This window comes from Azospirillum sp. ST 5-10 (genome assembly GCF_051225715.1).
In the GTDB taxonomy this organism is placed as follows: domain Bacteria; phylum Pseudomonadota; class Alphaproteobacteria; order Azospirillales; family Azospirillaceae; genus Azospirillum.
Genome location: NZ_JBPJSP010000005.1, coordinates 288712 through 304725 on the forward strand (window position 1 = coordinate 288712; position 16014 = coordinate 304725).

Consider the following 16014-nt stretch of genomic DNA (forward strand, 5'->3'; position numbering starts at 1 on the left):
GCCTCGGATGAGCAGGAACCGCGCAGCGAATTCAGTCATGGCCCTGGCGGACGGCGCCGGCGGCCCGGACCCGTCGGCGAGGGCCGACGAGGGGTCGACGGAGGCGCGCATCCTCGAGGCGGCCACCCGCCTGTTCTGCCGGGAGGGCATCCACGCCACCGGCATCGACCGCATCCTGGCCGAGGCCGGCAGCGCCAAGATGAGCCTGTACAAGCATTTCGGCTCCAAGGTCGGGCTCGTCCACGCGGTCCTGCAGCGCGAGGGCGACCTGTGGCGGAGCTGGTTCACCGCGGCGCTGGAGCGCCACGCCGGCGAGCCGGCGACCATGCTGGTGGCGGTGTTCGACGTGCTGGGCGAATGGTTCGCGGGCGAGGATTATTTCGGCTGCGCCTTCATCAACGCCGTGGCCGAGCACGACAAGCGCGACGAGGACATCCGGGCCCTGGCCCTGGCCCACAAGAAGCAGGTGCTGGGAGTCGTCCGGCAGCTCGCGGCGGAGGCCGGGGCCGAGCGGCCGGACGAGCTGACCCACCAGCTAGGCCTGCTGATGGACGGCGCCATCGTCGCCGCCCTGGTCACCGGCGACAGCGGGGTCGCCCGGCACGCGCGCGCGGCGGCCGCCGTGCTGGTCGAGGCGTCGTGCCGGCGGCGTCCCGCCGCGCGCTGACGGCGGGGCGCGGCGCCGCCGGTCAGGCCGGCACCGGCACGCCGCGGCTGGTCGAGTGCTCGAAATGCAGGGCGGCGCCGGGACGCGCCAGCCCGTGGGCGGCGTGGGCCGCCATGGCGGCCTCCGTGAAGCCGCACAGGATCAGCTTGAGCTTGCCGGGATAGGTCGCGATGTCGCCGCAGGCGAAGACGCCCGGCCGCGTCGTCGCCATGGTGGCGGGGTCGACCCGGATGCCGCCGCGCTCCAGGGCGATGCCCCAGCGGGCGACCGGCCCGGGATCGCTGGCCAGCCCGAAGAACGGCAGCAGCGCGTCGGCGTCGAGCCGGCGTTCGCGGCCCTCCAGGTCGCGCACCAGCACCGCCGACAGGACGCCGTCCGCCCCGTCCAGCGCGTGGAGCTGGTAGGGCACCACCAGCTCCACCGCACCGGCGGCGGCCAGGGCCTCCAGCCGGCGCACGCAGTCCGGGGCGGCGCGGAAGCGGGGACGGCGGTGCACCAGCCGGACGGACGCCGCCACCTCGGCCAGGGACAGCGCCCAGTCGACGGCGGAATCGCCGCCGCCGGCGATGACCACGCGCTTGCCGGCGAAGGCGTCGCGGCGGCTGACGAAATAGTGCACCGACGTCCCCTCGTAGGCGTCGATCCCCGGAAGCGGCGGGCGGTTCGGCCCGAAGGTGCCGCCGCCGGTGGCGACGATCACGGCCGCCGCGGTGATGCGGTCGGCGTCCGAGGTCACCACCGTCAGCCGCCCGTCCGGCCGGTCCTCGATGGCGGTGGCGACGCGGCCGAGGTGGAGGCGCGGCGCGAAGGGCCGGCACTGCTCGCTCAGGCGCCCCACCAGCTCGTCGGCGCGGACGGCGGGAAATCCGGGGACGTCGTAGATCGGCTTCTCCGGGTAGAGCGCGGCGCACTGCCCGCCGACCTGCGCGAAGGCGTCGACCACATGGGTCCGCAGCCCCAGCATCCCGCACTGGAACACGGCGAACAGCCCCGCCGGCCCGGCGCCGATCACCACCACATCGGTCTCGTGCATGTCCGCCCCTTTCCTAAACAGACCGGTCTGTCTGTTCAAGGGTGCCATGCCGGCCGCGGCTTGGCAAGCACCCGCCGCGCCTCCGGCGCTGCCCGCTCACTCCAACCCCTCGCCCGCGCGGGGCTAGAAGATTCACACGTCTTCCGAGGCCGGGCGACCGCCCCTCCCTCGGCCCCGGCTCTCGGCGAATGCCAAGGCATTCGCCTGACGCCGTCAGCGGGACCTTCGGTCCCGCGAGAGGCGGGGGAGGGTGGCGTCCGAAGGACGCCGGGTGGGGGCTCGGTTTCGCAGCAAGGCCGAACCCCTGGCTGCGCAAAATTGGGGCGTCGGCTCGTCCCGCGAGACCTCGCCCCCACCCTCCCAGCCTTCGGCCGGGCCCCTCCCTCCCCCGGCGGGGCCGAGGGAGGGTTGTTCTGCGGTGCCGCATCAGATGTGTGAATCCGTTATCCCGGCGGGGCCTAAAGTTCCGTCTGCGGCCGGGCCGCGTCGGCGGTCGCCGCGGTGGTCGGGTCGAGCAGCGGTCCCAGCGCCGGGGCGAGGCTCTTGAGGAGCTGGGCCGGCAGCGCGCTGGTGAAGCGGTAGTCGTCGGCCTCGCGGCCCGAGACGAAGGCCGTCATGGTGCCGAAGAAGCGGTCGCCGATGTAGAAGACGAAGGTGGCCGTGCGCGCCACCGCGCGCGACTCGATCAGCCGGCCGCCGGCGCCGTAGCGGTCGAGGCGGTGGTCGCCGGTGCCGGTCTTGCCGCCGATCGGGATGACCTGGCCGGAGCCGTCCTTGAAGGAGCCCCAGACCCGCTTGGCCGTGCCGTTCTGGGCGACGTCCATCAGCGCCTTGCGCACGGTGCGGCAGATCTCCGCCTTCAGCACCCGCTGCCCCTCCAGCGGCCCCAGCCCGACCACCGCCTCGTAGGGCGTGCCGGCGGCGAAGTGCAGCTTGCGCACCCGCACGGTGGGCTGGCGGATGCCGTCGTTGAGGATGATGCCCATGAGCTCCGCCAGCGCCGCCGGGCGGTCGGCCGAGCTGCCGATGGCGGTGGCGAGCGACGGCACCAGGGTCTCGAACGGGTAGCCGAGGCGGCGCCACGCCGCGGTGATGCGCTCGAACGCGTCCTGCTCCAGGCCGACGCGGATGCGGTTGTTCTGCGCCCGCAGCCCCTTCTTGAACAGCCAGCGGTAGCTCTCCTGGCGCTCCGAAGCGCTCGCCGCCAGCACCTGGGCGCGGGTGGCGTCGGGGTTCTTCAGGAGATGGCCGACCAGCCACAGCTCCAGCGGATGGACCCGGGCGAGGTAGCCGAGGTCGTTCAGCGGGAACTTGCCCGGCGCGTACTTGGCGTAGAGCGCCGCCACCTCGCGCTCGCCCAGCTTGGCGTCGGGCAGGCGGGCGCGCAGGAAGGCGGCGAAGGCCTCCGGGCCGGCGTCCGGCCGCACCGAGCGGAAGACCACGGCCATGCGGTAGGGGGCGGGACGCGAGCGGCTGGCCAGCAGCGCCAGCATCTCGTCGGCCGTGTGCTTGCGGTAGAGCGAATAGAAGCGGTTGAGGAACTCCGACCCCTCCTTGTCGGCGAAGCGCTCCAGGTACGCCTGCCGTGCGGGATGGTCGGGGTTGTGCAGGATCTCCGCCGTGTCCTCGCCGCCCTCGGCCATGTAGAACTGCACGATGTCGCGCATCATGCGGATGAAGGGCAGGTTGACGGAGTTGCGCAGCGCCTCGGTGACGGTGAGGACGCTGCCGTTGTCGCGGCTGTTGAAGTTGACGAAGCTGTGCACGCCGCCGCCGGTGTAGAAGGACTCCGCCGGGCTGGCGGAATAGCGCCGCTCCATCGCGGCGTCGAGCAGGGCGGTCAGGCCGCGGTCGCGCGCCCCGCGCAGCCACACCGCGGCCCAGCGGGTCAGCGGGTCGGACGCCTCCTGCTCCACGTCCGCCAGGAAGTCGTCGGGCAGATGGGCGTAGCGGGTGTGCAGCTCGGCGACGATCTCGAGATAGGTGACCAGGGTGCGCAGCTTGGCGGTGGAGCCGAGGTCGAGCTTGGCGCCCTCGTTGATGTCCAGCGGCTGGTCGAGGTTGTCGGCCTGGACGCGCAGATAGTTGGCGTCGGCCCCGCGCTCGTAGAGGGTGAAGCTGTAGACGATCTTCGCGAGGTCGTTGCCCCGGGTGTCGAGCAACCGTTCGCCGGTCAGGCCCATGGCGCGGGCGAACGCGGGGTCGCCGAGGCGGCTCAGCACCTCCACCACCCGCTGCTGGGTCGGGGCGTCCAGCGTCGCCTCCACCGTCAGGTCGGTGCGGTCGAGCTGGTAGAGGCTCGACACCCCCAGCATCGACAGCAGGCGCGCGCGGATGGCGTTGGGTGCCTTCTGCTCGACGAACGAGGCGACCTGCGGCGGCGGCGGATCCACACGGAAGACCAGCTTGGTCGCCAGTGCGGCGTCGCGCAGCGCGGCGTCGATCACCCCTTCGTCGGCGAGCAGGCGCAGATGGCTGTCGGCCAGCCGCTCCAGCGCCGGACGGTCGGCGATCAGGTAGTGCGAGGGGCGGCGCTGCGCCAGGACCAGACTCAGCACCTGCTTGTAGGCCAGCGCCTTGAGGCGCAGCGAGCGGGCGTCGGGCGCCGGCGCCGAGAGGACCTTGACGGCCATCGGCAGCTCGGTGCCGAACCACGCCCACAGCCCGTCGCCCAGCCCGTTGACCTCGCCGAAGCCGGGACGGGCGGTCAGCGGCGTGGAGTTGAGATAGTCGACGACGATGCGCCGGCGGGCATCGCCGGTGTCCTCGCCGTCGAGATAGGCGCGCACGCTCGCCGCCGCCATCTGCCGCAGCTTCTCCAGCGGCCCTTCGGTCTGGCCGTCGGGCGAATGGCGGTACTTCTCGATCTGCGTCGCCAGGGTCGAGCCGCCGGCCACCCGCGTGCCGGGATGGATGTACTTCATCGGCAAGGTCAGCACCGCGGCGGCGAAGCGGTCCCATTCGACCGCGGGATTGCGCCGCGGCTCCGACGCGTCCAGCAGTTCGCGGTTCTCGATGAACAGCAGCGTGTCGGTCACCAGGGGCGGTACGTCCTCGAACCGCTCGAAGACGCGCTCGGGGAAGCGGGCGGCATGGAGCGTCGCGCCGCCGCGGTCGAGCACCGTCAGGCCGGCACGCGTCTTCTCCCGGTAGACCGCCGAGCCGGTCGCGGCGATGAGCGAGTCCAGCTCCGGCGAGGCGACCGCCTGCATTTCCACCGTGTAGCGGTCGTCGGTCAGGGCCTTGAGGTAGGCGGGCAGGGCGATGTAGCCGAGACGCTCGTCGTAGGGGCCCTGGGTGGGAAAGCGGGCCGCCGGATTCGCACCTTCGCGCAGGTTGAAGGTCAGGCCCTCGGCGTAACCGGCGAGCAGGCGAGCCTGCAACCGCGAGGTGCGCACCTCCTCCATGGCGGCGGCGCCCAGCGCCGCCAGCGTCACCACCGCGCATCCCGCGACCACAACGCGCCGCCACACCGACCGGCCCATGGAGCGTCCACTCCGTTCGCGAATTGGTTAAAATGCCGGGTGATCCGTCGAGCCGGAGCCGCAGGAATCCGGGCCTTGACGGGGACGCTAAGCGGTCATTGGTTAACGAGGCGTATAACCGAGAGCGGTGAATGCCCGAAAAGCGGGCTGCCGCGGCGCCACAACACTTTATTGTTGCAGGCGTTGCAGGGCGGCAACGGCATCGCGTTCCGGTTGCGAGGCGTTCGCGGGCGCGCGGTCGTGCCGGCGGCGGCCCGCTGTTTTAATACAATTTTGGCTATATTTTCTTCGTGAACGTTGTTTCCTCTGGGGATGCTTGGGCATATTGCCTTCTACATAAGCTTTAATTAGGCCGAACCGAGCCGGTCTCGGAGACGACTTATTAAGTCATTGCCGTCATACTGTGACACGCTGGCGTCGTGTCGCCGCCGTTACCGGAGTGAGCGCCCTTGTCCCTGCAAACCCGCGTCCTGCTGGCGATGGTGGCGCTGATCACCTGCATGGTGGTGGTGAACATCGTCGTGCTGCGGGAGACGGTGCTCCCCGGCTACCGCCGGCTGGAGCTGGAGGAGGCGGACCGCGCCGTGCGCCGAGTGGTGGAGGCGCTGCACGGTGACGTGGTGGCGCTCGGCCGCGCGGCGGGCGATTACGCGAGCTGGGACGACACCTACCGGTTCATCGCCGATCCCGCCGCCGACGCCCAGTACGCCGCCGAACTGACCCCGACGACCTTGGGCAACCTCAACGTCACGGCGATGTACTTCTTCGGCGTCGACGGCCGCTTGGTGTGGGGCCGCGCCATCGACCCGGACAGCCTGGAGACGGTGCCGCTGCCGCGTCTGGACCATGCCGGCCAGCCGCTCGGGCCGGTCATGGCGCTCCGGCCGCCGTCCGACGGCGCGGACGGGATCGTCGTCACCGACGCCGGCCCGATGATCTTCGCCGCACGGCCGATCCTCACCTCGGAGGGCACGGGGCCGAGCCGCGGCACGGTGATCTTCGGCCACGTCGTCGGTCCCGACGTGGTGACGGCCCTGCGCGAGCGTCTGGGCGGGGAGATCGACCTGCGGCCGGTGCCGGCCGGCGGCGAGGCGGCCGCGGGGGTGCGCACGGACGAGGCGTCGATCACCGCGACCGCCGTCATGGAGGACGTGCACGGCCGTCCGGGGCTGGAGGTGGAGGTGATCGTGCCGCGGACCATCGCCGCGCTGGGGGAGCGCAGCCTGTGGGCCGGCGTGCTGTCGCTGCTGGCGGTCGCGGCGGCCGACATGGTGCTCATGTGGTTCCTGCTGCGCTTCCTGGTGCTGCGCCCCATCGGCCGCCTCACCGAGGGTGTCCTGGCGGTGTCCTCCTCGGCCGACCTGTCGCGGCGCGTGCCCGAGCCGGACGGCGCGGCGCGCGGCGGCGAGCTCGGCCTGCTCGCCATCGAGTTCAACCGCATGATGGACCGGCTGGAGCGGATGGTCGCCACCGCCGAGGCGGCGCGCGACGACGCGCTGCGGGCCAGCCGCGCCAAGTCCGACTTCCTGGCGACCATGAGCCACGAGCTGCGCACGCCGCTCAACTCCATCATCGGCTTCTCGCAGATGATCCGCGACGCCGAGCTGGCGCCGCTGGACGGCCGCTACCGCGACTTCGCCTCCGATGTCAACGACGCCGGCCGCCACCTGCTGCGGGTCATCAACGACGTCCTCGACATGGCGCGGGCCGAAGCCGACCGCATCGTGCTGAACGAGGGGGAGACCGACCTCGGCGCCGCGGTGATCGCCTGCCTGCGCATCCTGTATCCGGCGGCCCGGCAGGCGCAGGTGACGCTCGACGCCGATCTGCCCGAGGCGCTGCCCCGCATCCTGGCGGACGACGTGCGGATGCGGCAGATCCTGATGAACCTCGTCGCCAACGCCGTGAAGTTCACGCCGGCGGGCGGACGGGTGGTGGTGAGGGTGCGCCCGGCGGACGATGGTGGCGTGCGGGTGGAGGTGGAGGACACCGGCGTCGGCATCGCCCCGGAGGACATCCCCAAGGCCCTCGAACCGTTCGGCCAGATCGACAGCGGCCGCTGGCGCCTGAGCCAGGGCACCGGCCTCGGTCTTCCCCTGGCCAAGCACCTCGCCGAGGCCCACGGCGGCGGCCTCGCCGTCTCCAGCCGGGTCGGCCTCGGCACCTGCGTCACCGTTTCCCTGCCGGCCGGGCGCGTGCTGGCGGTCCTGCCGGTGCGCGCGAACGGGGAGCGGGCGTGAGTCCGGCGGGACGCCGGCATTCCCGGATCAGCCGAAGGGGTCGGAAATTCTCGTGTGCCGATCCCCGTACACTTCCGGATCGCCGCCGCTGTTCAGCAGGAGCGGGTTTTTGCGCGGGTCGTACACGTAAAAGTTAAATGTCACGCCGCGCTGGCCCTTCGACCGCAGATCCGATCGCATCGCGTTGGCGAACTGCCGCTGGCTCGACGTCGGGGTGCTCCAGTCCTTCTGATCGCCTTCCGCCGAGAAATACACCTTGGCGGACAGGACTTCGTCATCCCCATGGCTCCGAAGGTACCCGAGCATGGTCGCCATTATGTAATCGCGATAATTGGTCATGAACATGTGGCCGACGGTTCCATACGCCGCCCCCTGGATGTAGACCGCCGTGCAGCCGGTCACGAGCCCGAGGTCGTACCGGCCCCGCTGGGCGAGCGGATGGGCATCGCGTGCGACCGTGTCCTGGTCCGTGGCTCCATCCGTGAAGGTGCTGGACACCACGGTCCGAACGGGCGGCGTCCTTTGCTCCTCGAGATCGAGCAGCGGCTGCCGCGATCCGGTGTCGCCGCCGCCGCTCGAGAACAGCTTGTTGTAGAGTCCCCGGAAGCAGTCGAGCAGGCAGGCGGGCTGAGCCACCGCGGCGGCCTGGGCGCGGCCGGCCTGGGCGCGGCCGACCGCGGGTTGCAGCGGTGCCGAACCGTATCGGGTCGGCGGCGGTGGCGGCTGCGTGCCGGGGAAGCGTGGCGCGGCCTTGGACGGTTGCAGCGCCGTCGACGGGAACTTGGTGGGCGGTGGCGCATGTCTCCGGGGCATCGAAGTCACCCTCGCGTTTGACACCGTGATCGTCTGATGACGGCCCTTACAGTGGATCGGCGACGCCGACGTACGCGGTCCGCTTTATCTGTGGCGTCCCGGTGCTGTCGAGATCGGGCTGGGCGTCATGGGAATCAAAGACGTAGATCTCGAAGGCGGCGCTGCCGAAATCACCCTTCAGAAACCTCAGGAAATCCGTCTGGCTTTTCGTCAAGGCCGACGTGTCCTGCCCGAATTCGGAGGAGAAGTACACTTTCACCAGGGAAATCGGGTCGCTTTCGTGTTGGCGTATGTTGCGCACCATGGCCTGGCTTATGCTCGATACGTAGGTCGTGCCGGGCATGTGTCCGGCGGTGCCGAAGGCCCCGGACCGGACGTAGACCATCGTGCAGCCGGTGATCTGTCCGCACATGTACACGCCGCTCTCGTCGACGGTGTGGGCGTCTTGCGCCGTCATGCCCTGCCAGACCCTTTCCGCGAAGCGCCGCGGTGAGACCGTCGGCGTCGGAACCCGGCGCGACTCGCCGAGTTCGACGAGGGCCTGGCGGTCTTCCGTGCCGTCGTTCCTGTTGCCGGAGGTGCGGCCGAACAGTCCGGCGCACCAGCCGAACAGGCACCAGGCCTGGGCCACGGACGGGGAGGGCGGCCCCGGACGGTGCGGCTGGACGGCCGCCGCCGCCCGGGCCCCTGCGGCGGCCGGCGTCGGCGGCGCTGCGAACCGGGTCGGCGGCGGCTCGTGCCGTGCGCCCGCGGGTCGGGACCGGGCCGCCGACGGCTGGAGCGAGGCCGGCGGATAGCGGGTCGGCGGCGGTGAATGGCGGCGCGACATCGGAGGCCCCCAGGTGCTCGCGGGCGGCACGGTCCGGAGGCGAGATCGTCGTCGCCCGGCGAGCGCGAGTATACCCCCTTTGCCGCGCGCCGGGTAGCCCCGGTCCGCCGCGCGACTCCCGCCGGTCGTGGGCGGCCGGCGATGTTCGCGCGGCGTCGGGCACGCCCGTCAGCCCTGCGCCAGCATCCGCCCGATGGTCGCCGCCAGCTCGCCCTGCGCCACCTCCACCTGGTCGCCCCTGGCGAGATGCTTGACGGTGGCGGTGCCGCGGGCGCGCTCGTCGCTGCCCATCAGCACCACCACCGGGATGCCGGCCTTGTCGGCGTACTTCATCTGCCGGGCGAGCTTGCCGCCTTCGAGCTGGATCTCGGTGTTGAGGCCGGCGGCGCGCAGCGCGGCGGCGAGGCGGAAATAGTCGTCGCGCAGCTCGGGGTCGAGCTGCGTCACCAGCACCTGGGCGGTGGCGCCGCCCTCGGCGATCAGACCGGCCTCCATGAGCTGGTAGAACAGCCGGGTGGCGCCGATGGAGATCCCCACGCCCGGCAGCTTCGACTTGGTGTAGTGGCTGGCCAAATCGTCGTAGCGCCCGCCCGAGCACACCGAGCCGATGCCCTTGTGGGCGTCGAGGAAGGTTTCGTAGACCGTGCCGGTGTAGTAGTCGAGGCCGCGGGCGATCGCCAGGTTGACCCGCACCGCGCCGTCCGGCACCTGGAAGGCCTGCAGCCCGCCGATCACCGTCGCCAGCTCGTCGACGCCCTGGGCGAACAGCGGGTTGTCGATCCCCAGGCCGCGCAGCGCCGCCAGGGTCTCGTCGTTGGAGCGTTCCTCGGCGATCAGCGCCAGGATGCGGTCGGCGGCGGCGGCGGGGACGTTCAGCTCCGCGCCGGTCAGGCTGGCGTGCACCTTGTCGCGGCCGATCTTGTCCAGCTTGTCGATCTCGCGCAGCACCAGCACCCGGCGCTCCGCCTCGCCGATGCCCAGCCCGTCGAGCAGGCCGAGCAGGACCTTGCGGTTGTTGACGTTGATGGTGAAGCCGCCGAAGTCCAGCTCCTTGAAGACGTGGTAGATCACCGCCGGCATCTCGGCGTCGTAGTGGAGCGACAGGCTGTCCTTGCCGATGACGTCGATGTCGCACTGGTAGAACTCGCGGAAGCGGCCGCGCTGGGCGCGCTCGCCGCGGTAGACCCGCTGGATCTGGTAGCGGCGGAAGGGGAAGGCGAGGTCGCGCTCGTGCTCCGCCACGTAGCGGGCCAGCGGCACCGTCAGGTCGAAGCGCAGCGCCATCTCCGGCTTGTGGCCCTGCTGGATGGCGCCGGTGGACTGGACGAAATAGACCTGCCGCTCGGTCTCGCCGCCGGACTTGGTGAGCAGCGTCTCCACCGTCTCGAACACCGGCGTCTCGACGGGCACGAAGCCGAAGCGCTCGTAGCCGCGGCGGATGGTGTCGAGCATGCGCTGGAAGGCGACCTGGCGGCGCGGCAGCAGCTCCATCGTGCCGGGCGGGGTGCGGGGGGTGACGAGGCTCATGGTTCGCGGGTTCGGTCGGTTGGGTGACAAGGGGCGGGAGGCCCCCTTCTAGCCCCTTTCGCCGGCCCCGTCACGCCGGTTAAAACACCGCCGAACCCGTTCCCCCCTGTCCCGGATGCCCGCGATGACCGCCGACCGCCTGATCCTGCGCCGCCCCGACGACTGGCACGTCCACCTGCGCGACGGCGCCATGATGAAGGCGGTGCTGCCCTTCACGGCGCAGCAGTTCGCCCGCGCCATCATCATGCCCAACCTGAAGCCGCCGGTGACCACCGCCGAGCAGGCCGCCGCCTACCGCGGGCGCATTCTTGCGGCGCTGCCGGCCGGCGCGGACTTCACGCCGCTGATGACCGCCTATCTCACCGACACCACCGACCCCGACGACCTGGAGCGCGGCGCCCGCGCCGGGATCTTCGCGGCGGCCAAGCTCTACCCCGCCAACGCCACCACCAACAGCGCCCACGGCGTCACCGACGTGCGGCGCATCGACGGCGTGCTGGAGCGCATGGAGGCCGTCGGCCTGCCGCTCCTGGTGCATGGCGAGGTGACCGACAGCCACGTCGACATCTTCGACCGCGAGGCGGTGTTCCTGGAGCGGGTGCTGGCTCCGCTGCTGGAGCGCTTCCCGCGGCTCAAGGTGGTGCTGGAGCACGTCACCACCCGGGACGCCGTGGCGTTCGTGCGGGCCCACGCGGCGTCCGGCCGGGTCGCGGCGACCATCACCGCCCACCATCTGCTGATCAACCGCAGCGACCTGTTCGCCGGCGGCATCCGCCCGCACCTCTACTGCCTGCCCATCGCCAAGCGCGAGGTGCACCGCCAGGCCCTGGTGGAGGCGGCGACGGCGGGCGACGGGCCGTTCTTCCTCGGCACCGACACCGCCCCCCACGCCGTCACCGCCAAGGAGGCGGCGTGCGGCTGCGCCGGCTGTTTCACCGCGCCGACGGCGCTGGAGCTCTACGCCGAGGCCTTCGCCGCCGCCGGCGCGCTCGACCGGTTGGAGGCCTTCGCCAGCCTCAACGGCCCGCGCTTCTACGGGCTGCCGGCGAACGAGGAGCGGATCGTCCTGGAGCGCCGGCCCAGCGTCGTCCCCGACGTCGTGCTGCTGGCCGAGGGCGACGGGGTCCTGCCCTTCAAGAGCGGCGAGACGCTGGCCTGGCGTTACGCCGGTCCGGCATAGCCCCTCCCCTCCGGCGGCCTCCGATCGGGGCCCCCCTCCGGCGACGGAGGGGGGCCCTTTTCGTGTGGCGTCCTTCGAACGACTCGCAGCCTATCCGAATGTCGCTGCCGGCGACAAAGTATAGGCTCGCCTGGGCATTCCATGTGCGGAGACGCCATATCGTTATCCCCGTCGATGAAAAGCATACCTTGCCGTGGTATCCGGTAGGCGCTTTTGGTTTCACTGTGAGTGGCAGAAAATCGCGGGTGTAACTCAGCGGTCCTGGAGGTGTTACTCGATCGATACTGGTAAGGTTGACAGCTTATAGAAAGCATGACCGGCACCGATGTCCCGCACCTGCCGCCTTGTCGCGTGCGGCGGGCCTCCGAAAACCGAGAAAGGGACACACGGTGCAAGACGTTCTCATCGCGGCTGCCGGCCTTCGCGATCTCGCCGACCTGCTGGAGCACCGCTCCAGGAACCTCCGCGTCGTCCTCGTTCCCGACGGGGCGGACGCGCACCCCGTTCTGGCGAGCGTCCTGGCGGAGCGCCCGGCGGCGATCCACCTTCTGGCCCACGGCGCGCCCGGTGAGCTGCGCCTGGGGGCCCATCCCATCACCGCCGACAGCCTGGCCGACCGCGCCTGGGCCGAGGCGCCGGGCAGCGAGATCCTGATCCATGCCTGCGACGTCGGCGCCGGCGCGGCCGGCCGCCGCTTCGTCGAGCGGCTGGCGGCGGCGACGGGGACGCGCGTGGCGGCGGCCGCGCACCCCGTGGGCGACGCGGCGCAGGGCGGCTCCTGGGATCTCGACGTGACGAGCGCGCCGGTGCGCAGCGCCGGGCCGTTCGCCGGGCACGAGGCGTGGCCGCACCTGCTGGCGGTGACCGGCACGGCGTCGGAGGGCGACGACACCCTGACCAGCGACGACGGCGCGGACAGCGTCAGCGGCCTGGGCGGCAACGATTCGCTGATCGGCGGTGCCGGCAACGACTATCTCTTCGGCAACGCCGGCGACGACACGCTGCTCGGCGGCGCCGGCCGCGACACCCTCGACGGCGGCCCCGGCGCCGACCACATGGACGGCGTCAGCGGCACCGACTTCGTCTCCTACGAGCGGACCACCGGCAGCCTTCTGATCGACGTCACCGACCCGTCCAAGGGCCTCGGCGACGCCGCCGGCGACAGTTTCGCCAACATCGACTACTACGTCCTCGGCAACTTGTCCGACACGTTCTACGGCGGCGACGGCGTCGACCGCGTGTGGGCCCACGACGGCGACGACCTCGAATACGGCCGGGGCGGCAACGACGAGCTGGAGGCCGGCGGCGGCAACGACACGATCTACGGCGACGCCGGCAACGACTATCTCGCCGGCCGCGGCGGCAACGACATCGCCTATGGCGGCGACGACGACGACACCATCGACGCCGACGGCGGCGCCGACCTGCTGTACGGCGGCGCCGGCGCCGACGCCCTGGCCGGCGACCAGGGCGCCGACACCATGTACGGCGGCGACGGCGACGATTCCATCTACGCCGCCTATGGATTCGACGCCGCCGACCGATTCTCCACCGCCTCCGACCGTGCCGCCGGGCAGGCCGACCGGATCTACGGCGAGGGCGGCAACGACCGCTACGTCGTCATGGACGCCGACGACGTCAACGCCTCCATGGTCTACGACGGCGGCGCCGGCAGCGACGCCGTCGAGGTGCGCACCGGCGAGGCCGTCGACTTCAACGGCATGACCCTGACCGCGGTGGAGCGGGTCGAGCTGACCGGCGGCGTTGCCCACACGGTGACCTTCACGGCGGCGCAGATCAACGCGCTGCAGAGCGTCACCGGGGCCAGCGGCGACGTGCTGCGCATCGTCGGCTCGGCCGCCGATGTCGGCGATCTCGGCGGCAAGGTCGATGCCGCCATCACCGTCGAGTTCGTGGCCGATCCGCTCGGCGACACGGTGAGCGGGAACATCTCCGGCAGCGACGGCGACGACCATCTGCGCGGTGTCGCCACCGACGACACCATCAGCGGCCTCGGCGGCAACGATCTGCTGTCGGGCGACACGGGACACGACTATCTCTACGGCAACGCCGGCGACGATACGCTGAGCGGGGGCCTCGGCAACGACACGCTCGACGGCGGTCCCGGCGCCGACCACATGGACGGCGGCAGCAACTACGACGTCGTCTCCTACGAGCAGACCACCGGCAGCCTGGTGGTCGACCTCGCCAACCCGGCCGACAACGCCGGCGACGCCGCGGGCGACACCTTCGCCAACGTCGAGCTCTACGTGCTCGGCAACCAGGACGACACGTTCGTCGGCGGCGACGGCAACGATCAGGTGTGGGCCCACAACGGCGACGACGTCGAGTACGGCGGTCTCGGCAACGACAGCCTGGAGGCCGGCGGCGGCAACGACACCCAGTACGGCGAGGCGGGCGACGACTACATCGCCGGGCGCGCCGACGACGACCTCGCCTACGGCGGCGAGGGCAACGACCTGATCGAGGGCGACGGCGGCTCCGACGTGCTGTACGGCGGCGCCGGCAACGACAGCCTGGCGGGCGACGCCGAGGCCGACACCATGTACGGCGGCGCCGGCGACGATTCCTTCTACAACGCCTACGACATCCGCGACGACGACGGGGTCCGGCGCGGCTTCAACACCCAGACCGCGGAAGAGCGCGTCGGCGGCCAGCCCGACCAGATGTTCGGCGAGGACGGCAACGACCGCTTCGTGGTGGTCGACGCCGACGACGTCAACGGGGCGATGCGCTTCGACGGCGGCGCCGGCACCGACTCCATCGAGGTGACGACGTCGGAGTCCGTCAACTTCCACGGCATGACCCTGACCTCGGTGGAGCGCCTCGACCTGACCGGCGACGGCACCCACGACGTCAAGCTCAGCGCCGCCCAGGTCAACGGGCTGCAGAGCATCACCGGCGGCGAGGGCGACGTGCTGCGCATCGTCGGCACCGCCGAGGAGGTCGGCGACCTCAGCGGCAAGGTCGGCGCCGGCATCGACATCCAGTTCACCGACGACGCCGGCGGCGCCGCCGGCTCCATCTACACCGCCACCCAGGCCGACGCCGACCTGCGCAACGTCGACCTCACGGGGGTCACCGAGATCCGCGGCACCTTCGCCGGCGGCATGACCATCACCCTGACGCCGGAGCAGCTCTCCCACATCACCCGTGTCACGACGACGCCGGAGACCAACGACGGCGACTGGCTCAAGGTGATCGGCACGGACGCGGGCGAAACCGTCGACCTCAGCCACGTCAGCCTCAACAACATCGACTTCACCTGGGCCCAGGGCGACGAGGTCGCCACCCGCGGCGCCGCCGACTCCATCATCGGCTCGGCGCGCAGCGACGAGCTGTACGGCAAGTTCGGCAACGACACCGTCTATGGCGGCGAGGGCTGGGACATCCTGGGCGGCGGACCGGGCGACGACCTGTTCCTGTTCGAATCCCACAACAACGGTGTCGTCGGCGGCCGCTTCGACGGCCTGCACTGCGACTATCTCACGGACTTCGGGACCGGCGGCGGCGGCCTCATCGGCGACGTCATCCGCATCAAGGACGTGTCGCTGACGTCGATCACCGACGGCTACTCGTCCGGCATCCGGATGGGCGAGGTGCGCGTCAAGAGGCAGGACGGCAACGACCCGAACTTCCCCGAGGACGACAACACCACGCCGAACACCGTGCTGATGATCGACACCGACACCGTCCCCGGCGTCGACATCTTCCTGCGCATCAACGGCGAGTTCGTCGCGAACGACTTCGTGATCGAGTCCCACGCGGGGTACTCCGACATCTATCTCCGGGGCCGGACGCCGCAGACGGGCGGCGACACCCTGAGCGGCGGCGACGGCGGCGACACGCTGAGCGGCGGCGACGGTGGCGACACGCTGAGCGGTGGCGACGGTGGCGACACCTTGAGCGGTGGCGACGGTGGCGACACCTTGAGCGGTGGCGACGGTGGCGACACCCTGAGCGGTGGCGACGGCGGCGACACCCTGAGCGGCGGCGACGGCGGCGACACCCTGAGCGGCGGCGACGGCGGCGACACCTTGAGCGGTGGCGACGGCGGCGACACCCTGAGCGGTGGCGACGGCGGCGACACCTTGAGCGGCGGCGATGGCGGCGACACCCTGAGCGGTGGCGACGGCGGCGACACCCTGAGCGGCGGCGACGGTGGCGACACGGTCGGTGGCGGCGACGGCGGCTCGGGCGGCGGCTCCGACGGTGGCGG

9 protein-coding genes are annotated in these 16014 nt (G+C 71.4%); 4 read left to right on the forward strand and 5 right to left on the reverse strand.

Annotated elements, in window-relative coordinates; translation table 11 throughout:
- The first annotated feature begins 37 nt into the window (after positions 1-37).
- On the forward strand, positions 38-667 hold the full coding sequence (locus tag ACSBPG_RS08905) for a TetR/AcrR family transcriptional regulator (protein WP_435536782.1): 630 nt from the start codon (positions 38-40) through the stop codon (positions 665-667).
- Between the two features lie 22 nt (positions 668-689).
- Here ACSBPG_RS08905 and ACSBPG_RS08910 read toward each other — a convergent pair whose 3' ends face one another.
- Positions 690-1700: an NAD(P)/FAD-dependent oxidoreductase gene (locus tag ACSBPG_RS08910; protein ID WP_435536783.1), complete on the reverse strand. Its 1011-nt coding sequence runs from the start codon at positions 1698-1700 to the stop codon at positions 690-692.
- Between the two features lie 458 nt (positions 1701-2158).
- Positions 2159-5185: a transglycosylase domain-containing protein gene (locus ACSBPG_RS08915; RefSeq protein WP_435536784.1), complete on the reverse strand. Its 3027-nt coding sequence runs from the start codon at positions 5183-5185 to the stop codon at positions 2159-2161.
- 449 nt (positions 5186-5634) lie between these two features.
- Between ACSBPG_RS08915 and ACSBPG_RS08920 the strand changes: the two genes are divergently transcribed.
- Positions 5635-7425: a sensor histidine kinase gene (locus ACSBPG_RS08920; RefSeq protein ID WP_435536785.1), complete on the forward strand. Its 1791-nt coding sequence runs from the start codon at positions 5635-5637 to the stop codon at positions 7423-7425.
- A 27-nt stretch (positions 7426-7452) separates the two neighbouring features.
- Here ACSBPG_RS08920 and ACSBPG_RS08925 read toward each other — a convergent pair whose 3' ends face one another.
- The 3 genes from ACSBPG_RS08925 to hisS form a co-directional block, all read right to left on the reverse strand.
- On the reverse strand, positions 7453-8238 hold the full coding sequence (locus tag ACSBPG_RS08925) for a hypothetical protein (RefSeq protein WP_435536786.1): 786 nt from the start codon (positions 8236-8238) through the stop codon (positions 7453-7455).
- Between the two features lie 46 nt (positions 8239-8284).
- Entirely contained in the window at positions 8285-9067 is a 783-nt protein-coding gene (locus ACSBPG_RS08930) for a hypothetical protein (RefSeq protein ID WP_435536787.1), read from the reverse strand.
- Positions 9068-9235: 168 nt separating this feature from the next.
- Complete coding sequence (hisS, locus tag ACSBPG_RS08935; RefSeq protein ID WP_435536788.1) at positions 9236-10594, reverse strand: histidine--tRNA ligase; 1359 nt, start codon at positions 10592-10594, stop codon at positions 9236-9238.
- Between the two features lie 124 nt (positions 10595-10718).
- On the opposite strand from hisS, the gene pyrC reads away from it, so the two are divergent.
- The gene (pyrC, locus tag ACSBPG_RS08940; protein WP_435536789.1) at positions 10719-11774 is read left to right on the forward strand and encodes a dihydroorotase; all 1056 of its coding nucleotides are present in this window, start codon (positions 10719-10721) and stop codon (positions 11772-11774) included.
- A gap of 389 nt (positions 11775-12163) precedes the next feature.
- The coding region (locus tag ACSBPG_RS08945) for a DUF4347 domain-containing protein (protein WP_435536790.1) at positions 12164-16014 on the forward strand (3851 nt) is incomplete at its 3' end.